At 42.3% G+C, this 21070-nt stretch carries 20 protein-coding genes; 5 read left to right on the top strand and 15 right to left on the bottom strand.

The features are described 5' to 3' along the window. Positions 1-3 precede the first annotated feature (3 nt). From HUJ21_RS13870 to HUJ21_RS13835, 8 genes are all read right to left on the bottom strand, one after another. On the bottom strand, positions 4-270 hold the full coding sequence (locus HUJ21_RS13870; RefSeq protein WP_291370733.1) for a DUF493 family protein: 267 nt from the start codon (positions 268-270) through the stop codon (positions 4-6). Positions 271-370: 100 nt separating this feature from the next. Beyond that, positions 371-2485: a peptidylprolyl isomerase gene (locus tag HUJ21_RS13865; protein ID WP_291370731.1), complete on the bottom strand. Its 2115-nt coding sequence runs from the start codon at positions 2483-2485 to the stop codon at positions 371-373. A gap of 94 nt (positions 2486-2579) precedes the next feature. Beyond that, positions 2580-3839, bottom strand: coding sequence for a hemolysin family protein (locus HUJ21_RS13860; protein WP_291370730.1), 1260 nt, complete (start codon positions 3837-3839; stop codon positions 2580-2582). Further along, positions 3839-4051, bottom strand: a complete 213-nt coding sequence (locus HUJ21_RS13855; RefSeq protein WP_166142027.1) for a hypothetical protein — start codon at positions 4049-4051, stop codon at positions 3839-3841. Before HUJ21_RS13855 ends, HUJ21_RS13860 begins: the two co-directional genes overlap by 1 nt. Positions 4052-4060: 9 nt before the next feature. Continuing rightward, positions 4061-4555 (bottom strand): LPS export ABC transporter periplasmic protein LptC, encoded by a 495-nt coding sequence (gene lptC / locus HUJ21_RS13850; protein ID WP_291370727.1) that lies wholly within the window; start codon positions 4553-4555, stop codon positions 4061-4063. Positions 4556-4865: 310 nt separating this feature from the next. Continuing rightward, positions 4866-6170 (bottom strand): hypothetical protein, encoded by a 1305-nt coding sequence (locus tag HUJ21_RS13845; protein WP_291370725.1) that lies wholly within the window; start codon positions 6168-6170, stop codon positions 4866-4868. Between the two features lie 11 nt (positions 6171-6181). Further along, on the bottom strand, positions 6182-7471 hold the full coding sequence (locus tag HUJ21_RS13840; protein ID WP_291370723.1) for a hypothetical protein: 1290 nt from the start codon (positions 7469-7471) through the stop codon (positions 6182-6184). Continuing rightward, positions 7458-8192 (bottom strand): type III pantothenate kinase, encoded by a 735-nt coding sequence (locus tag HUJ21_RS13835; protein WP_291370721.1) that lies wholly within the window; start codon positions 8190-8192, stop codon positions 7458-7460. Before HUJ21_RS13835 ends, HUJ21_RS13840 begins: the two co-directional genes overlap by 14 nt. Positions 8193-8295: 103 nt before the next feature. On the opposite strand from HUJ21_RS13835, the gene HUJ21_RS13830 reads away from it, so the two are divergent. The 3 genes from HUJ21_RS13830 (at position 8296) to HUJ21_RS13820 (ending at position 12343) form a co-directional block, all read left to right on the top strand. Further along, the gene (locus HUJ21_RS13830) at positions 8296-9384 is read left to right on the top strand and encodes an anhydro-N-acetylmuramic acid kinase (protein WP_291370719.1); all 1089 of its coding nucleotides are present in this window, start codon (positions 8296-8298) and stop codon (positions 9382-9384) included. Positions 9385-9409: 25 nt separating this feature from the next. Further along, positions 9410-10636, top strand: coding sequence for a Glu/Leu/Phe/Val dehydrogenase dimerization domain-containing protein (locus HUJ21_RS13825; protein WP_291370717.1), 1227 nt, complete (start codon positions 9410-9412; stop codon positions 10634-10636). Between the two features lie 180 nt (positions 10637-10816). Further along, complete coding sequence (locus HUJ21_RS13820) at positions 10817-12343, top strand: sodium:proton antiporter (protein ID WP_291370716.1); 1527 nt, start codon at positions 10817-10819, stop codon at positions 12341-12343. Positions 12344-12440: 97 nt separating this feature from the next. Here the strand turns inward: HUJ21_RS13820 and HUJ21_RS13815 are convergent, their stop codons facing one another. Beyond that, positions 12441-13013, bottom strand: coding sequence for a hypothetical protein (locus HUJ21_RS13815; RefSeq protein WP_291370715.1), 573 nt, complete (start codon positions 13011-13013; stop codon positions 12441-12443). A gap of 5 nt (positions 13014-13018) precedes the next feature. Beyond that, entirely contained in the window at positions 13019-14545 is a 1527-nt protein-coding gene (gpmI, locus tag HUJ21_RS13810; protein WP_166142009.1) for a 2,3-bisphosphoglycerate-independent phosphoglycerate mutase, read from the bottom strand. Positions 14546-14789: 244 nt separating this feature from the next. On the opposite strand from gpmI, the gene HUJ21_RS13805 reads away from it, so the two are divergent. Both HUJ21_RS13805 and nadC read left to right on the top strand, forming a co-directional pair. Next, entirely contained in the window at positions 14790-15191 is a 402-nt protein-coding gene (locus tag HUJ21_RS13805; protein WP_166142007.1) for a DUF4783 domain-containing protein, read from the top strand. Positions 15192-15234: 43 nt separating this feature from the next. Beyond that, positions 15235-16113, top strand: coding sequence for a carboxylating nicotinate-nucleotide diphosphorylase (nadC, locus tag HUJ21_RS13800; protein WP_291370714.1), 879 nt, complete (start codon positions 15235-15237; stop codon positions 16111-16113). Here nadC and HUJ21_RS13795 read toward each other — a convergent pair. The 5 genes from HUJ21_RS13795 to HUJ21_RS13775 all read right to left on the bottom strand — a co-directional run bounded on the left by HUJ21_RS13795 (position 16070) and on the right by HUJ21_RS13775 (position 20902). Then, positions 16070-17881, bottom strand: coding sequence for an ABC transporter transmembrane domain-containing protein (locus HUJ21_RS13795; protein ID WP_291370713.1), 1812 nt, complete (start codon positions 17879-17881; stop codon positions 16070-16072). The two genes, nadC and HUJ21_RS13795, sit on opposite strands and share 44 nt — an antisense overlap. A 38-nt stretch (positions 17882-17919) precedes the next feature. After that, positions 17920-18255 carry a DUF6787 family protein gene (locus HUJ21_RS13790; protein WP_291370712.1) on the bottom strand — a complete coding sequence of 112 codons (336 nt, stop codon included), beginning with the start codon at positions 18253-18255 and terminating at the stop codon, positions 17920-17922. A 4-nt stretch (positions 18256-18259) separates the two neighbouring features. Then, positions 18260-19585 (bottom strand): aspartate kinase, encoded by a 1326-nt coding sequence (locus HUJ21_RS13785; RefSeq protein WP_291370710.1) that lies wholly within the window; start codon positions 19583-19585, stop codon positions 18260-18262. A 45-nt stretch (positions 19586-19630) separates the two neighbouring features. Beyond that, positions 19631-20107, bottom strand: a complete 477-nt coding sequence (gene ribH / locus HUJ21_RS13780) for a 6,7-dimethyl-8-ribityllumazine synthase (protein ID WP_291370708.1) — start codon at positions 20105-20107, stop codon at positions 19631-19633. Positions 20108-20182: 75 nt separating this feature from the next. Continuing rightward, positions 20183-20902, bottom strand: a complete 720-nt coding sequence (locus HUJ21_RS13775) for a tetratricopeptide repeat protein (RefSeq protein ID WP_291370865.1) — start codon at positions 20900-20902, stop codon at positions 20183-20185. Positions 20903-21070: the final 168 nt, after the last annotated feature.

Raw genomic sequence — 21070 nt, 5'->3', positions numbered from 1 at the left:
TTTTTAAAGTGATATGACACCCTCAATTTTTGCTGCCTTTTCGTACACATCAATGATAGATTGACTATCAGGCATCATGGCCTTGATGGTAGCACTGACATAATTACCTTTAGATGAAGTCTTTACCTTCATCTCATTATTGGGCAGCAATGCGGCAATTTCGCTTTCCTTGCCATTGGGCACAATAAATTTAAACATGTACAAAGCAGGAAAACTATTTTGATCTTCCAGCCTTTCTTTAAATGCCACGGTGTCAAAGTTCTTTTCCATATATTTTTTAACCAAAATTTAGTAAAATTAAATCCCTGAAAACGAAAAAATCCCATTCTTTATAAGAATGGGATTCCATTAAGGCCATATTAAGGGCAGATCAAAAGAATTTATATCGGTAATCCTTAACCCCCGCAAGTTCTTCCATTGCCATCATGATCATGTATGAAGTTCTCTGTGAAGCATTGTTGGTAATTTCGTTTTGATAACGGGTGTAATCTGCAATTTCAGGGGCTGGAATAATACTGTTGAGTTCGGCTACAATCACCCCTATATCCTCCTGAATGGGCTTTGTCATTTCACCTGATTCCTGCAAGCCGAAAATGGCTCCAACAGCTTTGGGTGCAAACCCTACTCCTGGCAATGTGCTCGCATTCAACCGCAGATCTGCCGTGGAACCGATGGAAGCATCAGGAAATGCTTCCTGCATGGCCTCTAATGTTTCCATGCCTTCAATTTTTTCTTTTATGTAGGCAGCCTTTTTGTCGTTTTTAAGTTCTTGGGTAGCCTGCGCCTTGATGTCAGGATTATTGATGCTGCCATCACCTTCCTCTGTCTTATTGGATAACAAAGCTACCACATAGGCATCCTCGAGTTCAAAAACCCTGGAAACCTTTCCCACGGATGCATCATTAAATGCCCAACGTACAATTTCCCTTGCCCCGCTAAGGTTGTTCAGGGTTCGGGATGTAGGTCCTACATTACTTGCCGATAAAATAGTATAGCCTTCTTTTTCAGCATTTGCCTCAAATGTAGATGGGTTGGAGGAGTTTGCCGCAAAATAATCAGCATTTCTAAATACATCATTCCTGGTTATATCACTGGCAATTAATTCCAATTCAAGTATGGCAACTTTTTGCGTTAGCGTCTGCTGAAGCTCGGTCACTTTAATGATATGGTATCCATACTCTGTTTCTACCAATCTGTTGATAACCCCGGTGGAATTGGCAGAAAAAACAGCATCTGCAAATTCTGTCACAAAATCATCCTTAAAAAACCAACCCAAATCACCGCCACGCTGGGAAGTAGCATCCTGCCCATATTGAGCAGCTGCCACCTCGAAGTTACCGGTCTCATTGACTTCTGCCAGGACATCCAGGGCCTGTTGCCTTACCTGTTCCTTGTCTTCATCCGTCATACCTTCTGTGCTTAACAAAATATGACTTGCCCGCATACGGGGATCCCCCTCAAATTTATCCGTTATCTTATAGGCCACATAACTGGACGTATTGCTTAAAAAAGGACCATACACCACACCTTCTTCCGGTTCATCAACATTGTTGGTGAAATTCTGTGGAAGTGGGTCTCCTGGATTTACAGTAATAAAGGGGTTAAGTGCTTCGGAGTTTCTTGCTACGAAAGAGGAATCGGTACTGGTCTCCTTAAGCTCGGCAATCAAGCCATTGATCTGGTCCAAAGCAGCTGCAGAATCCTCCGCGCTGGGATGAAGTGGAAATCGCACATACCTCAACCCCCTGCTTTCAGTAACTTTGAACTTTTCCTGGTTTTTGCTGATATAAGCCCTGATTTCAGCATCATTTATCTGAACCAGCGAATCGGATACCGAGTAGTAAGGTATGTGGATATGCCTGACATCAGCTATGGTATTTGCACTTTTATGTTGAAGTTTTGCTTCTGCATTTGTAGCATATTCTGAAACAGCCAACATATTGTCGTATTTGATCCTGAGCCTGGAGTCAGCAAACATTTTTTCCTGCTGGGCCCAAAAGGCCTGTTGCTGGGGATCTGCGTTTTCCAGGGACTGTAGAAAGGTAATCAACTGCTCCCGGTCAAATTCTCCTGTCTGGGGATTGGTCAGCTGACGTCTCAGTTCTCCAATGATGTTTTTACCCTGTACCATGTCCACCAGCTCATCATCTGACACCTGCATCCCCAGTTCTTCGTACTGTGTCGCAAAGATCTTTTCAACTATAAGGGCCTGCCAGGCCTGGTCCCTGATACTGGACAAATCGCTTTCTGACGGATTTCTCCCTGTATTCTGCTGAAACCTCATTTTGGTTTGTTCAATCCGCTGAACATATTCATCATAGGAAATGTCTTCGCCGGCAATTTCTCCCACAGTGGTCCGGTCGGATCCCAAAATCATGGAATTCGGACCCAGAATATCTCCTCCTACTAAAAAGAAAATCAGTCCTACTGCAATTACACCGATCGCAAGACCTGTTCTTTGTCTAATTTGTTTTATTAATGCCATTCTCCTGTTTTTTGAAGTGTCGCAAAATAATTACATATAGCGGTAAATTCAAAATATTACCGCATCTATAAATCAAGTATTTCCACAACACGGGTTAATCTATGTTAATTTTGATGGTATCTATCCGATGATCCTGCTTGGACACCACGGTAAAAGTAAAAGGCCCATAACTTACAGACTCCCCTTTTTGGGGAATACTCTCTGTGAGCGATAAAATAAACCCGGCCAAAGTCTCAAATTCTCCTTCCGGCAAATTCCATTCATATTTTTCGTTGATATAATCAATTTCATGCCTGGCACTTAACAGGTATTCATTATTTGAAACCTTTTGTTCAATCAGGTCATCATTATCGTACTCATCCTCGATTTCCCCAAAGATCTCCTCAATGATGTCTTCCATGCTTACAATGCCGCTTGTGCCTCCAAATTCATCCACTACCAAAGCAAGGCTTTTTCTTTCCTTAATAAACTGGACCAACAGCTCATTGGCAAGTGCAGATTCAGGCACGATGATTATTGGCGTAAGGATATCTTCAATCGTTTTAGGCTTTTTAAAAAGCTCAAGGTGGTGACAATATCCAATAACATCATCAATCGTCTCTTTGTAAATGATGATTTTGGAATGGCCGCTCTCCACAAAAACCTCTTTTAGATCTGGGATAGAATCCTCCACCTCCACTGCGACAATGTCCGTTCGGGGCACCATACATTCCCTTACTTTAACTTTTTTAAAGTCTACCGCATTGTCAAAAATCTTTGCATCAATGTCCACGTCTTCCCCTTTGGGGTCGAGGTAATTCTGAATGAAACGGTTTAAATCCGTAATGGTAAAAGCTGGCTTCTCCTCATTGTATTCCAATTTAAGTACCTTCACAATTACAAATTTGGAAAGACCCACTACTACCCAAACAACGGGGTACAGGATATAATAAATCACCGCAAAGGGGAACGAAAAAAAAGCAAGCAGGCTGTTAGGGTTGAGGATGAAAATACTCTTGGGAATAAATTCTGCGGTAATCAGTACCACAAGGGTAGACACTACGGTTTGTACAATCATTACCCCTGCCTCTGTATTCAATGAATCCGGCAGCAAAAACCCGATAGGAGGACCTAGTAAATAGGCCATAAAAATCCCGTAAAGCACCAGGCTGATGGTGTTTCCCATCAAAGTGGTCCCAATGAACTGACCTGGATTCTGGATAAAATTGGATAATATTTTACCGGAAATTTTACCTTGCTTGCTTTGCAATTCTATGTGCAGCCGATTGGCTGAAACAAAGGCTATTTCCATTCCGGAAAAAAGTGCCGAAAAGAACAAACTGACCAGCACCATCAATAAATATTGATCTCCCATCAGTTCTTATTCCTTTTTTTACTTCCGGATTTTTGTTGATTTTTGGCTGATTCTTCCACCTTGTTTTTACGGTACATGTGCCAAAACAGCAAGACGACTGCAAACATAAACAGAGGATAGGAGGCCATGATACCAGCTTTCATGGTAAGGTGCGCCCCAATGACCACTAAAGCTGCCGCCAAAGCCAATAAAATGGTACTCGTGATTTTCATAAATCTGAATTAAAGGACATTTTCAATTCTTCCTGTCACCTTTTTAAATTTATAATCATTAAAACCCTCATCTGCTTCCATTCCTGTACCTTTGATGGTTCTGTCGGGTTCTTCCACGGTTACAAATTTATCGGTATAAATTTTTTTCTTTGCGCGATCCCAAAAGAGTTCTTCGGAAGACAATTTTTGCTCTTTCAATATATTGTGGACCTGCACATCTCCCTCACCCCGGTAGAGGTTGTTTTTCCGGTCATAATAGCCCCTGTCGGCCCGGATCGTCGTGCTTAGGGTGCCATCCTTTTCAAAGAAATGAATCACAATCCCTTCTGGAAATTCATTGTCACCATTCCTGAATTCAAGTTGCTTATCTGCCATCAATTTGGTCCTTACCAGAGCAGAGTCGCTGTGAAGCAATTCCATTTGGTGACTGGTCCTTATAGGACCTTCATAGGTTTCCAACTGGCTTTTATCCACGTCTTCCCTACAGGAAACTATTCCAGTCAAAATCAACGGCAATAACAATCCATAACACCCCCTAAAGAAAAAACTGAAGGAATATGAAAATTTAATTTTCAAATTTCCGATAATGCGGTTCAAAATACGCGGTACCATAATCTTGATACAAAGGTAAGTACAATTTTTACAGTAATGCCTACTTTAACCAAGCAATACTGTATCAATTGACGAATGATGGGTAATAAGGTTTGTTTTCTATCCCAAAAACCCTTTTAGCTTCCCTTATTCGGAAACAAAAAAGGCGGTAAATCTACCGCCTTTCTTTTAGTAAATCCTGATCAATCAGGCTTTCATCGTATCAATCTCTTGTAGCCAGTGTAACAGTCTGTCCAACCCAACAACCTGTGTTGATGGTATCACCTATCTGATATCCCTCGGTAAACAATTCCTCTTTAGATGGGAACCTGGCTTTTGCATTAGCCATACCTTCATTGTTACCTGCTCTGGCATATTCGTTGTATGCGGCAATGTATATGGAATAATCCTTCACACGACTTTCACCACCTTTACATTCATTGGAAGAGGACATGATCAATCCTGCGATAAAGGAATGTGCGTCTGCCTCGCGCTCCCCATTCATCTCTGCAGCTTTCAAAGCAGAGGAACGGGCCTGGCTTTTTCTGCCAAGGTTTGCGTGTACTTTGGCCATGTCCCAATGAATTTCAGCTTTTTGCTCATCGGTTTCTGCCAGGGTAAGTGCTTTTTCGAAAAGCTCTCCTGCCTTGGCATATTCTGAATTTTGCATATAACGCATTCCCCTGACCTGAGAAGTGCTGAAAGTAGGACTGTCATTATCGATGGTCTCCAGAGCGGCCAGAAAAATATCACTGCTGGTACATTTCTCCTTAATGGAATATTGGAAAATTTGTTTTGCCAATTTCAAATTGGTGGGGTCTGCCTTCAGCTTGGGCCCCATATTATTTTCTATAAAATCACAGTCGATAATTTCCATGGCAGCAAGCAACTGCTCCAATGTAGATTTGGATCTGGAAACATCTGTTCCTGCCGCTTCATCTTCATCCAATTTGCTGGTGATAAATTCATATTTCTCAATGATTTCTTCAGGAGTGTAGGCTTTGTTGTAAGCAAAATTTCTGTACACCGCATCAAAATAAGCTGCATTGAGCGAAGATGGCTCCAATTTACCATGAATATCTATGGTTCTTTCAAAAAGATCTACAGCAATGTTTACTTTGTCTTTGTTGCCTTTGTAATACTTGTAGGCATAATAAGCTTTATTGGCAATCCAATTGGCCTCATTGTCATACAATTCTTTCCTCAAATCATAAATCGTCAATACAGAATCCTGATAGACACTTATTTTGGCTTCATCGGATGCTTTTTCAGCAGCTCCTTCGTAGACTTTTACACCATTGATGTAAAGCGCCTCATTTAAATCCGGAGCGTTGACCAACAGCCAATGCAAAGGTCCTTTGGCTTTCAAAAACTCTTCAGCTTTTAAATAGTCATTATAGGCTGCATTGTACTCTCTGGCTTTGGCTTCCATCTCTGTGTCTGCAGGCCAATTCCAACCTTCCTGTGCCTGTGCCAATCCTACAAGTAGGAAGGACAAACATCCGATAATTGCCGATTTAATTTTCATGTTTGTCAACATCATTCAAATACTTTTTTGTAAAACCAACTGTTGTCATTTATTGATATCCCTAAAGAAACTTTAAAATAATTTTCTCTAACTAATCCATCGTTTACTGTTCCTCTTGTTCCTACCTTAACTGCCAAATTCAATAACGATAAACTATATATCGGAAGAGAAGTACCAAAATTAATGCCAATATCATCAATCTGGTTTTGGTTCAGCAGATAGGGCAATCTTTCATATTCTAGCCCAGCCCTAAAGGTAGACCTGCTCAGCATACTCTCCAAAGAGAAGGCGTCGGGAATGTACTGCCCTCCCAATGATAGTTTGTAGGCATTTCCAAGGTTGCTTTGACTGGCATTAAAACCCCTGTAATCAGAAAAATCCTGAAACTGCGCTTCAACACCTATAGCAAATTTATTAATTTTTTCATAAGTTACACCATAACCTATCTTATTAGGCAAGAAAATACTTCCGGAAACGTCATCCGAAATCACATCTCCGGGTGAATTGGGAATGCTAGCTTGGCCCGATTCTCCCATTTTTGCAAATTCTTTTCCACTAATATCACCAAAAATATGATAAATGGCACCTAAATTAAGGTATTTCTGTTCGCCAAGTTGCTGGGCATAGTAAATACTTCCCTTAAAGGTGACATCACTGAAGGTCAGCCTTTCATAATATTCAGATGAAATGCCTATGCCATTTAAGTCCTCATCAAGTAAATCCAGTTGATTTGTTCTGATCGTTGAGCCGAAGGTATAAGCACCCTCTACCCCCAGACTCAAATTTTTGTATACCTGAAATCCACCCTGAAGATACACCTGGCTCAAGCCCCCTTTCCCTTCTATCATATTTTGGGAGACCAGGGAGGTATTGGTTACCGGTGAATTGACGGTAATGTTATAATCTACTCCAGTAAGTTGATTTAAGCCCAATCCCAGAGTAAACTTCCTTGGAATGACGGGAAAGGACATGGCAACATAGCTGAGGCCCCCTCCGTCCAATACTTCTGAATTGGACTCGGTGGCTGCAGACAGTTGGTTGTAATTGAAGGCAGCCTGAAAACTGTAAGCACCATTTTTAACAGAAATGGCAGGGTTCACATGGTTTACACTGTAACTGTTCCCAAAACTTATGCCCATTCCTCCCATTCCCTGATTCTGGGTGAGGCCGGAATTATTGAAAACGCCTACCCCCAGGGAACTGTAGGTTGATGAAGTGAATTGAGCAAAACTATGGGTAGAAATGGCAATAAAACCCAGGAAAAACCCGAGTGTGGCCAAAATTAATTTATTTTTCGACATTGTATGTTAAAATTCTGTCCAATCCGTACAGGACCAAATTGGGGATTACAAATATGTGGTCTTTTATTAAGCTTTCAAAGATTTCGGCATCTCCTCCACAAATAAAGACATAAACTTGTCCGAATGCTTCCCGATAATACCTGATGTATGCTTTCATTTCTCCAGCTACACCATGGAAAATACCGGACTGCATGCAGCTTACAGTATCCTTCCCTGTAATTGGAATATTTTCTCCTGTTGTCAGGTGCACCAGGGGCAACCTGGCCGTAAACTCATGCATGGATCTGGCTCTTAAAGCAACTCCTGGAGATATTGCTCCTCCCTGATACTTGTTTTCTCCATCCAGAAAATCATAGGTGATGCAGGTTCCAAGATCGATACATAAAACCGGCCCCTCACTTTTCAAGGCCCTACCGCCTACTACCGCCGCCAGCCTGTCCAGGCCCAGGCTTCCGGGACTGGCATACGCATTGAAAATGGGCAAAGGTGTATTATGGTCGAAATAAAGAAAAGGAATGTTAAATATTTCTTTCAGCTCATTTTCATTCCATTTAACAGAGACCATGATCACCTGCTCACCTTCCTTTGGTCTAAAATATGCCTGGAAAGACAATAAGTCAGTAAAGGATTTGGTTTCCAACAATTTACCATTGAGGAATACACCGCTTTTGATCCTGGTATTTCCGATGTCTATTGCCCAATGCCTTAAATTCTTTTCCATTTCTTTTCAAAAACCACTTCAAAATTAGTCAATTTACCTTGGAGGCTGCTGAATGAAATGTTATTTTTAAGTTTAGAAAGACCTTTTTAACAAACTTTAACCCATGGATGAACCAAAGTGTTATGAAGTGGTCGGGCTCATGTCCGGTACTTCAGGTGACGGGCTGGATCTTGCTTTCTGTAAGTTTTGGAAAAATGACGCCTGGTCTTTTGAGATCCAAAAAGCAACGACCATCCCTTTTCCGGAAAAGCTTGAGCAATCCCTCAAGTCGGCACACCTTTTGGATCCAGCTCCCCTTGAAATTTTAGACATTGAATTTGGTACCTGGATGGGGAATAAGGTGAAAGTTGTATGTGATTCCAGTGGCCTTCAGCCATCAGCCATTGCTTCCCATGGACATACCGTGTTTCACCAACCCAATAAGAGAATGACCAAGCAAATCGGAGATGGTTTTGCTTTGTGGCAATCATCCGGAATTCCTGTGATTAACGATTTTAGAAAATTGGACGTGATCCTTGGGGGCCAGGGAGCGCCTTTGGTGCCCGTAGGGGATGCATTGCTTTTCCCAAATTATGATTATGCCCTCAATTTGGGAGGCATAGCCAATATTTCTATGGAGGTTGACAAGCAAAGAAAAGCCTTTGACACCTGCCCTTTCAATCTTTTGTTCAATTATTTTGCCCAAAAGGCCGGCAAAGCTTTTGATGCCAATGGAGACCTTGCCAGAACGGGAAAGGTCAGTGCTGAGCTGCTTGCTGCACTGGAAAAGCTTCCCTATTACAGGCTTTCAGGGGCAAGATCATTGGGAAGAGAGGACATAGAAAAAGATTTCATACCTACCCTCGAAAGTGGGGATACCTCAGTTCCTGATACCCTGGCGACCTTGTCGGAACATTTTGCAAGATGCATATCGGAAATCCTGTTGCAACAAAAAAACACAGGCGATCAAAAAAAATTGCTGGTAACCGGGGGTGGGGCATACAATGCTTTTTTCATTGAAAACATTTCAGCAAAAATCCAGCCCCGGATCGAGGTATGCCTTCCTGAAAACCAAATCATAGACTTTAAAGAGGCGCTCGTATTTGCGTTTCTGGGGGTATTGAGATGGAGAGGAGAAATCAATTGCCTGGCTTCGGTTACTGCTGCTTCCAGAGATAGCAGCGGAGGCACGATGTACGGGTTTTTTTCCTGAATAATGAGTCTAAACCAATAAATTTATGAGAGAACTGCTTAAAAAATTTGAAAATCAGCAGCCCGAAATTGTTTTTGAATGGAGTGACAGCGAATCGGAGGCGGAAGGATGGCTGGTGATCAATTCGCTTAGAGGCGGTGCCGCCGGAGGAGACACGCGCATGAAAAAAGGGTTGGAAAAAAAGGATGTCATCCAACTCGCCAAAAATACAGCCATAAAATATACTGTTTCTGGCCCCCAAATCGGAGGGGCAAAGGCAGGCATTAACTTCGATCCGGAAGACCCCAGGAAAGAGGATGTACTCAAAAGGTGGTTCAAGGTCGTTTCGCCTATCTTAAAAAGCTATTTCGGAACCAGTGCAGGCATAAATATCGATGAAGACAAAGAATTGATTCCCTTGACCGAAAGTTTTGGCCTTTGGCATCCACAGGAGGGCGTTGTTAATGCGCATTTCAAAGCTGAAGAACCCAAAAAGATCAGAAAAATTGGGCAGTTGAGATATGGCTTATCTAAAATCATTGAAAACCCCGAATTTTCTCCTTCGCCTACTTTCAGGATTCGCACCAGTCTGATGATCACCGGCTATGGACTTGCCCAGACAGTGATCCATTATTACAAACTTTGGGGTGGCTCTCTGGAAGGAAAAAAAGCCATCATTCAGGGCTGGGGCAATGTTGGATCGGCTGCGGCATTTTTTCTTTCAAGGGCGGGCGTGAAAATTGTCGGCATCATTTCCCTTGAAGGAGGCATTATAGACAAAAATGGCCTTGATCCTGATGACATCATTAAATTGTATGTGAACAAGGACAAAAACAAGTTAATTAGTAGAAAACTCATTCCATTTGAGACCGCCAACAAAACCATCTGGGATTTATCCGCAGATATTTTCGTGCCAGCAGCCAAATCCAGGCTAATCACCAATCCTCAATTGGAAACAATGATTGCCGGAGGATTGGAATTGATTGCCAGCGGCGCGAATTTCCCTTTTGCCGAAAATGATATTTTCATGGGACCTGTCAGTACAATGGCTGATGATCAGGTATCTTTGATTCCGGATTTTATTTCCAATGCAGGTATTGCGAGAATGGCTGCCTACCTGATGTCAGAAAAAGCACAGTTAACCGATGAGGCTATTTTTCAGGATGTGAGTAAAACCATTTTCAAGGCACTAAAAAAATGTCATGATATCAATCCAAATAAGACCCAAATTGCCCGAACAGCATTGGAGTTAGCCCTTGCAAAGCTGCAATAAATACCTATATGACATAAAGCGGTCAAAAAATATCCTGATTTTTTGACCGCTCCCAAGAATTTATTTGGTACCTAATACACAAAATAGCTAGTTTAGGGGAATTTTAATTCAACCAACTGTTTTTTCAACACACTTGAAAAGACCTGACTTAATCATTCTTCGAACAATAATATCAAGTGAATGAAGAAATATTTTGCTTCATGGCTCCTTATATTAGGCCTGCTAACAACCGGAGCTATAAGCTTCACTCATGCCCAGTCATTTCGCTCTCAAGGATTTATAGCTCAGACAGATGAACAGGTAGAACCTTCCCCGGAAACAGAAGATTCGCCTCAATCTGTACTTGAACCGGCACATGAAGTTACACATGGCCATGCTCCTGGATGGTTGGTTATACCATTTGTAGTCCTGTTATTAATGATAGCCACCGGGCCATTGTTTTACGAACATTTCTGGCACCACAACTATCCAAAAATAGCTGTCAGTCTGGCGATAATAGTGGTGCTATACTATCTTTTTGTATTGCATAATGTACACAATCCGGTGCATGCGCTGGCCGAATACATACAGTTCATCGCCCTGCTCGCATCCTTGTTTATCGCTTCCGGAGGAATATTGATCCAGGTGGATAAAAAATCAACACCCATAGCCAATGTACTCCTACTGCTGATCGGGGCGCTTATATCCAACCTTATCGGTACCACCGGCGCATCCATGTTGCTGATCAGGCCCTTTATCCGATTGAATAAGAACAACATACAGCCCTATCACATCATTTTCTTTATTTTTATGGTCAGTAATGTAGGGGGCTCCTTAACACCAATTGGAGATCCCCCCCTTTTCCTGGGTTTTCTTAAAGGCGTTCCATTTTTCTGGACCCTTGAGCACAACTGGCCTGCCTGGATCCTTGCACTGACCATCTTATCGGTGATATTTTATTTTGTCGACAGGAAATTTGGTAAAAACGGAGCACAAGAGGCACTGGAGGAAGAAAATCATTTCACTAATAAAATTTCTCTTACCGGCACCAAAAATTTCTTTTGGTTACTGCTGATCATCATATCTGTATTTTTGGATCCCAATGTACTGGAATGGGTTCCTGCCATTCATTATGATGGTCAGAAATTCAGTTTTATAAGAGAAACGATCATGTTTTCAGTCGCCTATTGCTCTTTTAGGTTTGCGGACAAAAAAGCCCTTCAGGGAAATGAATTCAATTTTGAGCCAATTAGGGAGGTTGCCTATATCTTTATTGGCATATTTGGTACCATGATGCCTGCGCTTGAGCTTGTAGGTACCTTCGCCCAATCCGAGGAAGGAGCTGCCATGATCACCTATAATAGCCTCTACTGGGGAACTGGATTACTGTCAGGATTCCTGGACAATGCTCCAACCTATTTGAATTTTCTGGCAGCAGCCATGGCCTCTCAGGGTGCCGACATCAATATTATTCAACATGTGAAGGATTTTGCCCTGGACAATTATGTGGAGTCATCCTTTGAACTGATGGCCATCTCCATCGCTTCGGTGTTTTTTGGTGCCATGACTTATATTGGAAATGGTCCAAATTTTATGGTGAAGTCCATTGCTGAGCAGAGTGGGATCAAGATGCCTTCCTTCTTTGGATATATCCTGAGATTTTCCATTCCCATTTTACTTCCCATTCTATTGATTACCTGGCTGGTCTTTTTTGCTTTTGCCGGGTAGCTTGGTCTGTTCGGAATTTGCTATATGATCTTATGCATTCAGCATCCGGGAAATCGGTGTACATTCAGTCCAACACGGCAGTTTAAACACCAATCGTTTACTCTGCTATATCAGCTTGAACTTCCAGGCTGGTTCCCGCTAAAAACCAGACCTTTTGAATGCCTTCCATGCTGTAAGAAGAAAGGTTCTCATTTTCATCAAATGCCAACTCCCCATACACTTCTGAGTAGTAAAAAAGGTTGTCCTTGATCGCTACAACACCAATTTCACTAACCTTTCCACCTTTTTTGACAACTTTGATCTCCCGGATATTATTTTTCTCTCCGGGTTTCAGGGAATGAATCAGCATTTGACCTTCTTCTTTGGTCAGGTAGGCTGATGCCAAGGCCGCCTTATTGATGTCAGCCTGAAAAAAGAAATCCAATTCCTTCCTCCAGGTTGCGGTATCGGGAATAAATTTTACCCGCTCTTCTTCTTCATTAAACCGAATCGTTTTGATCACCTCATCTCCGGAACTGTTTTCAATCTTTTGCTCCAGAAAATCTGTTAAAGGAAAATAGGCATCGATCTGAGTAGGGTTGGAAAAGGGCACCTGCTCTTCCTTGTTACAGGAAACACCTGAACAAATTGCCACGAAAACCCAAAAAAAACCTTTCAGAGCGCTTTTCATGGTGCTCAACTTTTCAGTAGCACATCTCCGGTCATTTCTGAAGGCTTATCTATACCAATCAACTGAAGAATAGTTGGTGCCAAATCTCCCAATTTACCATCATTTACCTCAAGTCTGTCATGTTTGTCCACCATGATACAAGGTACCAGATTAGTGGTATGTGCAGTATTGGGCGTGCCATCGGGGTTGATCATGCAGTCACTGTTTCCGTGATCGGCAATGACAATAATGGTATAATCATTCTCCAAAGCCTTCTCTATGACAGAGGAGGCGCATTCATCCACTGCCTCACAGGCTTTTACTGCCGCTTCAAAAACACCGGTATGTCCTACCATATCCGCATTGGCAAAGTTAAGACAAATAAAATCCGCCTCCTTTTTGGGTAGTTCCTGGTTGATTTTTTTGGCTATTTCATGAGCAGACATTTCTGGTTGCAAATCGTAGGTAGCCACTTTCGGAGAATTGCAAAGTATCCTGTTTTCTCCTTCAAAAGGCTTTTCCCTGCCCCCTGAAAAAAAGAAAGTCACATGGGGATATTTTTCCGTCTCGGCGATCCTGATTTGTTTTTTACCATGCTTTTCCAATATCTCGCCCAAGGTATTTCTCAAATTGTCTTTTTCGAAAACAACAGCGATATCCTTGAAATTTTCATCATAAAGTGAAAAAGTAATGTAGTTTAGCTTCAGCTTTTTCATGTTATAATCCGGAAAATCCTTTTGGGTAAGCACTTCGGTGATTTCCCTTCCACGGTCCGTCCTGAAATTAAAACAAATCACCGTGTCTCCCTCAGCTATGGTGGCGAGGGGTTTCCCTTCATCGTCCACCTGAATTATGGGGCGGATAAACTCGTCTGTAACTCCATTTGCATAGGATTTTCTTAAAGCCGATAGCATGTCCTTGGATTTCTCGCCCTCTCCATTTACCATGGCATCGTAAGCCAATTTTACTCTTTCCCATCTCTTATCCCTGTCCATGGCATAATACCTACCCACGATGGAAGCTAATTTTCCGACGGAACCTTCGCAATGGTTTTTTAAGTCTTCCAAAAATCTTACCCCACTTTTGGGGTCGGTATCCCTTCCATCAGTAAAAGCGTGGATAAAAACATCTTCCATTCCGTTGGCTTTCGCAGCATCACAAAGGCCTTTTAGGTGGTAAAGATGCGCATGAACACCTCCATCAGATACCAGACCTATCAAATGGACTTTTTTGCCATCCCGCAAGGCATCGGCAAAAGCTTTTTTCAGCACAGGGTGTTGGTTCAGATCACCTTCCTTTACGGCTTTATTTATTTTAACCAAATCCTGGTAAACAACCCTTCCTGCACCGATATTCATGTGCCCAACTTCAGAATTCCCCATTTGACCCTCTGGCAGCCCAACAGCCAGACCTGATGCATCCAACCGTGAATGGGGATATTTTTCATACAGGCTGTCGATAAATGGGGTTTTGGCTTTATCAATCGCAGAAACTTCGGGGGTTTGGGCAATACCCCATCCATCGAGTATCATTAATAAAACTTTTTTATTCATGGCTTTCTATATTGGTTACAATCAAACAAAAATTCCGGTAGCTTCCTGAACATTGGTTCCGGTCATCCTCATGGGATAAACATCCCTTGGATTTCATTGCCCCGCAAATATAAGATAATAATACTTAGGGCTTGGTAAATTAAGCAATAATCTCCGCTGTAGGACTGCCCAATGGTATCCTGAAAGACGCTCTACTATTACCATAAAAATATATATTTGGCCTGAAATTTGTAAGCTCCAGGATATGTTGCGTTTAATCCCCATTTTTATATTGTTTCTGACGTTTTTTTCCTTCGTAGCTTCAGAGAGTATGGCCCAGAAGGAAAATTCCGTCCTTAAAACAGCCTTCCAGGAGGGTTCTTTCAAAGATATATCCAGATTCTTTGATGATAGGGTAGAAATAAGTCTTGACAATGACAAAGGGGACTATTCCAGGAGCCAGGCAGAAATTGTTCTCAGAGATTTTTTTAGAAATAATCCAGTAGAAAATTTTGAACTGCAGCAAGAGGGGCAAACAGCCAATCACTTGTCCTACCTGATTGGTACTTACCATTCTTTAAAAATGTCTTACAGGGTACTCATCAGGGGTAAAATAATGGACAATACCGATTTCTTAATTTATAGTTTGGGCTTTATCCGGCAGTAAAATTTTCTAACCTCTTGAGAATATTTCTTACTTTTGGGGTACCATGCAAGACTATATTAACCAAGAAAGTTTACAAAAATTCTTACAGGCATCTTTTCTCGAAGATATTGGAGAAGGAGACCATACCACCCTGGCAGCAGTGCCTGCCGGACAGCTGGGGTCAGCGAATCTTTTAATCAAAGAAGCAGGGGTAATTGCCGGCCTTGAGTTGGCCAAAACAATATTTCATTACCACGATCCGGACCTTCAGGTTCGCTTGTTCCTAAAAGATGGTCAATCTGTAAAATCAGGTGATATTGGTCTGCTGGTTTCCGGTAAAGCCGCTTCTATTTTGACAACAGAGCGGTTGGTCCTGAATTGCATGCAACGTATGAGTGGGATTGCCACCAAGACAAAGGAATTGAATGATCTCATCGCACATACAGGTGCCAAGCTATTGGATACCCGAAAAACCACTCCTAATTTCCGCATGTTGGAAAAATGGGCCGTGGCAATAGGTGGAGGAAAAAACCATCGGTTTGCATTGTATGATATGATCATGCTCAAGGACAACCACATTGATTTTGCGGGAGGCATTTCCAAGGCCATAAAATCCACCCATGCCTATTTAAAAAAGAAAGGGCTCCATTTGAAAATTGAGATCGAAACCCGGAGTTTGGAAGAGGTTCAGGAAGTATTGGATACCGGAGGGGTGGATATCATCATGCTCGACAATATGGATCCTCAAACCATGGAAAAAGCGGTTAAAATGATCGCCGGTCAGTATGATACCGAAGCCTCCGGAGGAATTGATGAAACCAACATTGTGTCTGTGGCAGAATCAGGGGTTGATTATATTTCTGTAGGGGCTCTTACCCATCAGGTGAAAAGCATGGATATCAGTCTAAAGGCTTTGAGGAAGCATCCGCAAACTGCAAGTTGACCAGATTGGCATAATGCCCATCAGGCAGGGCAGAAAGTTCTTCATGATTGCCTTCCTCTATAATTTTCCCAGCTTTGAGCACATATATGCGATCGACCTTTCTAATGGTGGCCAATCGGTGGGCAATGATAATGGTGGTTCGCCCTTTCATTAATTGGTCCAGGGCTTCCTGAACCAGGGCTTCTGAAGCAGCATCCAATGATGAAGTGGCTTCATCCAACACCAAAATGGCGGGATCCTTTAATATTGCCCTGGCAATAGCGATTCTTTGTCGCTGGCCACCTGAAAGTTTGATCCCTCTTTCTCCCACAAGTGTATCCAATCCTTCAGGAAAACTTTGGATAAACTCCCATGCATTGGCCTGGGTAGCTGCTGCGATAATCTCATCTTCACTGGCACCTGGTTTGGCATAGCGGATATTTTCCCTGATACTTCCTCCGAAAAGCAAAACCTCCTGAGGGACAATGCCAATGTTTTTCCTAAGTTTTTGCGGATCCCAATGACTGATGGATTGGCCATCCAGTAAAATATCCCCTTTGCTTAACGCATAAAACTTGAGCAATAATTGGATGATCGTAGATTTTCCTGCACCACTGTGACCTGCCAGGGCCACCTTTTCACCGGGAGCGATAGAAAAATTTATCCCATCCAAAACCCGGTATTCAGGACGTGTGGGATAGTGAAAAACGACTTTCTCAAAAGAAATGGCACCTGCCACATTCCGCTCCTCCTGAGAGGATTCATATTCCTCCGTTTCCTCATCCAGGATTTCCAGCACCCTCTCAGAGGAACCTATGGCTTTCTGGACCTGCCCATAGATATCACCTAAGCCGGCAATCGAACCACCTATAAACGTCGTATACAAAACAAAGGATACCAGATCCCCAACACTCATTTCCCCTGCACTGACCAAAGTGGCACCATACCAGATAACCGCCACAATGCCTCCAAAAAGTGCAAAAATGATAAAAGAGATAAAAGCACCTCTGAAACCGGCCGCCTTTAAGGCCACCTCTACCACTTTGTTCAGGCGGGAGCGATAACGCCTGGATTCGTATGCTTCTCCTGTAAAGGATTTGACCGTGACTATGGATTGAAGTGTTTCTTCCACGATCACATTGGCCGCAGCCAATTCATCCTGGGTAGTCTTGGATAACTTACGTATAAACCTGCCAAAAACCATGGCTATGATCACCAGCACCGGAATGGTAATCAGCATAAATAATGTAAGCCGTGGCGTGGTATAAAAAAGGAATGCAATACCCACCAAAAGCGTGATGACCTGTCGCAACAATTCTGCCAGGGTAATGGAAAAAGTGTCCTGAAGCATGGACACATCCGAAGTGATCCTGCTGATCAGTTCCCCCGTTCTCCTTTTATCAAAAAAAGTCATTGGCAACTGCAGCAGTCGCTCGTACAGTGCTACCCTGATATCCCGCATGGACCTCTCGCTGACCTGGGCAAATAGCCACACGCGAAAAAATGAAAATATACTTTGTACCAGCAGGATCCCCAAAAGGATGAAAGCAATACCGTTGATATCATTGAGAATCCACTCTTTACCCGAAGCTGCATCTATGAGCTTTCCCGCTACATAAGGGAAAGTCAATAACATCAGACTGGAAAAAAACAAAAAAACCATTCCCGCAATAAATGATACCTTGTAGGGAAGGGCAAACCTGAAAATACCTGATAATTTGGCCAGGTTTTTTTTATTCAATTTTCTTTTTTCCGACTCGTCCAGGGGTAAACCTCTTTGTTTGGCCATGTTTTGCTTTGCATTCAAAAGGTGAACAACCGTATGCTTTATTTCTTCGCTTTTTGCGAGAACAATCTCCCCATACGGCGAATAAATTGTTTTTCTTTTTCCCAAAAGAAAGAAAACTGCCCGAAAAGAAATCCGTAGACCAGCAGAAATATTTGGTACAATGGGAGTACCAGCAATAAATAAATGACTGTTTTAATAAAACCTCCCCCACTGGTATCTACTCCCAGTAAATCAAATATAGGCTTCTTAACGAACAGGATCGTAAATCCGGTACAGGAAAAAACCAGCAATACCAGCACAACCTGCCACAGGCTCTTCAGCTTCCATTTGACCTTAAGCCGCTCCAGAAATCCGGGCTTACCTTCCTTTGGCATTTGCTTATTCAAAATCGAATAGTCTCTGATTCAGACTTTGCAATACCCTTTCCTTCTGCTTTCCATCAATAAGCAAGGAAACATTGTGCCTGCTCCCTCCATAAGAAACCATGCGCAAGGGAATCTGTTCCAGGCTGTCCATAATTTTATTCAAAACCCCTTTTTCTTCCATGATGTTATTTCCCACTATACAAATGATGGACAGGTGATGGTCTACTTCCACTTTTCCCAATTTCTGCAATTCAGCGGTGATTTCCTTTAAATGGGAAACATCATCCATGGTCAGGGAAATGGCCACCTCAGAGGTGGTTATCATGTCTATGGCCGTCCGGTACTTTTCAAATATTTCAAACACCTTTCTCAGAAATCCATAGGCAAGAAGCATCCTGCTGGATTTGATTTTTAAGGCTGTTATACCATCCTTGCCTGCGATTGCTTTTACCCCTACTGTTCCGTCTCCCCCACCGGTAATGGTCGTACCAGGAGCATCGGGTTCCATGGTATTGAGGAGTTTTACCGGAACATTGTGTAATTGCGCAGGCCAAATAGATGCTGGATGGAGGATTTTGGCTCCAAAATAAGCCAGTTCGGCTGCTTCATCGAATGACAAATGAGCGATGGCCCGGGTCTGTTCCACAATTCGGGGATCATTGTTATGCATGCCATCAATATCCGTCCAGATTTCCACCACGCTTGCTGAGGTGGCAGCCCCTATCAAAGAGGCGGTATAATCACTCCCACCTCGTTTAAGATTATCTACTTCATTTCTGTGGTTCTTACAAATATATCCCTGAGTGATAAAAATACTATCTTCCGGATATCTGGTCAAAATGGCCTCCAACCTTTGCCTGATTTTGGAAAGTTCTGGCTCATCATTTTCATCAATACTCATAAATTCAAGTGCAGGAAGGAAAACGGCTGGAATTTCCAGTTCCTGTAACAAGGTATAAAACAGCTTGGTGGACAATAATTCCCCCTGAGCCAGGATATCCTTGTTGATGGCCTCATTAAAAGAAATCTTTAAAATAATGGTCAAAAACTCAAAATGCTCCTTAATGATCTGGGCAGCTTTGGATCTTCCCGCTTTCGATGTCAGCAATTCCAAATAAAAATTATTGTAATGCTCATTAAGAGCATCAATTTTTTGTTTGGCCAGTTCTTTTTTTCCCTCAGCCAAAGCTTCCCCTATACCTACCAGGGCATTGGTCGTTCCGGACAGGGCCGACAATACCACAATTTTCTTGTCATCATCGGCAGTAATCAATTCCTTGACCTGATGCATTCTTTCCGGTCTTCCTACAGAAGTACCTCCGAATTTCATGATTTTCATAAGAAAAAACAGTTTAAAATTTCTTGATTGATGGAAGATCCCCGCTTAAAATCCAAGCATTTTGATGGCCGTAATGGCCGCTTCATCTCCTTTATTCCCATGCTTTCCCCCAGCCCTGTCCAAAGCCTGCTGTTGGTTTTCCGGGGTCAATACCCCAAATATTACCGGTTTGTCATATTTCAAACCTACTTGAGTAATGCCCTGGGCAACGGCATCACATATAAAATCGAAATGGCGCGTTTCACCCTGTATCACACATCCCAGACAGATCACAGCATCTATCTCTTCCATTTTGGCCAGCCACTGAGCGCCTAATGGCAATTCAAAGGAACCAGGAACGTTTTTTCTGTAAATGTTTTTCTCTTTGGCACCGTACCTCAGCAATGTTTCCAAGGCAGCACCGTACAGGGATTCGGTTATTTCATCGTTCCACTCAGAAACCACCAAAGCAAATTTTTTATCGCTGATATCCTGTATGTTATTTTCCGAATGTTGACTGAGGTTTTTTAAGGATGTAGCCATATTTACAAAATTTTCATAAAAAAAGAGTAAAACCAAAAGCGGCCTTACTCTTCTTTATCAATGATCAGATTCATATCAATTAGAAGCGAGGCCTTCCAGCCTTGCCTTGTGTTTGCGGGCTTCGGTATATTCGTAGGAATCCGGATACTTGGATTCAATCTCCCCATAGGTGGCTATGGCTTGTTGCAGGTTACCAGCTTCTTCATAGGCAATGGCCAGTTTAAACAAATACTTTGGTGTGAAATATTTATTTGTTTTGTAGTCTGCGGCCCTTTGGTAAGACTTGATGGCCTGTTCTGGATTACCCAATTGCATGTAAGCATCCCCTGTAAGCGAGTATGCCTGGGCCTGAACAAAGAAATCCGACGAGGAAAAATTTTCCAGGTGATCCAGGGCGTTTTGATACTCCCCTTGAGAAAGGTAAATAGATCCTGTATAAAAATGAGACAGGTTGGCAGCGGCAGTTCCTCCGTATTCGTCAATTATATCCAGAAAACCGGGCTGTACGCCATCTCCGTTAAGCGCAAAATCCAGGCTATCCTGTTCATAATAATAAACCGCCTGAAACATTTCCCCCTGGGCCTTTTCATTCTGGTTGGCCTTATGAATTTGGTAACCGACAATTCCGGCAATGATCAATATCATCAGGCCAATGATGCCTCCTACCAATTTGGTGTTTTCCTTTACAAACGCTTCTCCTCTTCCCAAACGGGTTGCTATCGCCTCCGGATTTTCCAGGAGTTCGTTTGATGTATCAGGTGCTGCTTTTCCCTTTCTGGTCTTTTGCTTCGCCATCATTTTAAAATTTGAGTGGCAAATATAGATGATGTTTTAATCAATAACAAAAGTATTCTGTAATCAAAAGCGGAAAAGCACTACTTTAACAAACAGAAACTCAGGGAATGGAATTTATAAAATCAATTGCTATTCTGAATCATTTGGAAATTCAGCTTAAAAATAAAA

This window comes from Cyclobacterium sp. (assembly GCF_014762705.1).
Classification (GTDB): domain Bacteria; phylum Bacteroidota; class Bacteroidia; order Cytophagales; family Cyclobacteriaceae; genus Cyclobacterium.
Note: the sequence above shows the minus strand (reverse complement) of the source record. Positions and strands in the feature narration are given on the sequence as shown.

What these genes read in the sequence shown, in the direction of transcription:
- HUJ21_RS13870 (WP_291370733.1), bottom strand. Translation starts at nt 270, where the DNA reads ATGGAAAAGAACTTTGACACCGTGGCATTTAAAGAAAGGCTGGAAGAT.
- HUJ21_RS13865 (WP_291370731.1), bottom strand. Translation starts at nt 2,485, where the DNA reads ATGGCATTAATAAAACAAATTAGACAAAGAACAGGTCTTGCGATCGGT.
- HUJ21_RS13860 (WP_291370730.1), bottom strand. Translation starts at nt 3,839, where the DNA reads ATGGGAGATCAATATTTATTGATGGTGCTGGTCAGTTTGTTCTTTTCG.
- HUJ21_RS13855 (WP_166142027.1), bottom strand. Translation starts at nt 4,051, where the DNA reads ATGAAAATCACGAGTACCATTTTATTGGCTTTGGCGGCAGCTTTAGTG.
- HUJ21_RS13845 (WP_291370725.1), bottom strand. Translation starts at nt 6,170, where the DNA reads ATGAAAATTAAATCGGCAATTATCGGATGTTTGTCCTTCCTACTTGTA.
- HUJ21_RS13840 (WP_291370723.1), bottom strand. Translation starts at nt 7,471, where the DNA reads ATGTCGAAAAATAAATTAATTTTGGCCACACTCGGGTTTTTCCTGGGT.
- HUJ21_RS13835 (WP_291370721.1), bottom strand. Translation starts at nt 8,192, where the DNA reads ATGGAAAAGAATTTAAGGCATTGGGCAATAGACATCGGAAATACCAGG.
- HUJ21_RS13830 (WP_291370719.1), top strand. Translation starts at nt 8,296, where the DNA reads ATGGATGAACCAAAGTGTTATGAAGTGGTCGGGCTCATGTCCGGTACT.
- HUJ21_RS13825 (WP_291370717.1), top strand. Translation starts at nt 9,410, where the DNA reads ATGAGAGAACTGCTTAAAAAATTTGAAAATCAGCAGCCCGAAATTGTT.
- HUJ21_RS13820 (WP_291370716.1), top strand. Translation starts at nt 10,817, where the DNA reads ATGAAGAAATATTTTGCTTCATGGCTCCTTATATTAGGCCTGCTAACA.
- HUJ21_RS13815 (WP_291370715.1), bottom strand. Translation starts at nt 13,013, where the DNA reads ATGAAAAGCGCTCTGAAAGGTTTTTTTTGGGTTTTCGTGGCAATTTGT.
- gpmI (WP_166142009.1), bottom strand. Translation starts at nt 14,545, where the DNA reads ATGAATAAAAAAGTTTTATTAATGATACTCGATGGATGGGGTATTGCC.
- HUJ21_RS13805 (WP_166142007.1), top strand. Translation starts at nt 14,790, where the DNA reads ATGTTGCGTTTAATCCCCATTTTTATATTGTTTCTGACGTTTTTTTCC.
- nadC (WP_291370714.1), top strand. Translation starts at nt 15,235, where the DNA reads ATGCAAGACTATATTAACCAAGAAAGTTTACAAAAATTCTTACAGGCA.
- HUJ21_RS13795 (WP_291370713.1), bottom strand. Translation starts at nt 17,881, where the DNA reads ATGGCCAAACAAAGAGGTTTACCCCTGGACGAGTCGGAAAAAAGAAAA.
- HUJ21_RS13790 (WP_291370712.1), bottom strand. Translation starts at nt 18,255, where the DNA reads ATGCCAAAGGAAGGTAAGCCCGGATTTCTGGAGCGGCTTAAGGTCAAA.
- HUJ21_RS13785 (WP_291370710.1), bottom strand. Translation starts at nt 19,585, where the DNA reads ATGAAAATCATGAAATTCGGAGGTACTTCTGTAGGAAGACCGGAAAGA.
- ribH (WP_291370708.1), bottom strand. Translation starts at nt 20,107, where the DNA reads ATGGCTACATCCTTAAAAAACCTCAGTCAACATTCGGAAAATAACATA.
- HUJ21_RS13775 (WP_291370865.1), bottom strand. Translation starts at nt 20,902, where the DNA reads ATGGCGAAGCAAAAGACCAGAAAGGGAAAAGCAGCACCTGATACATCA.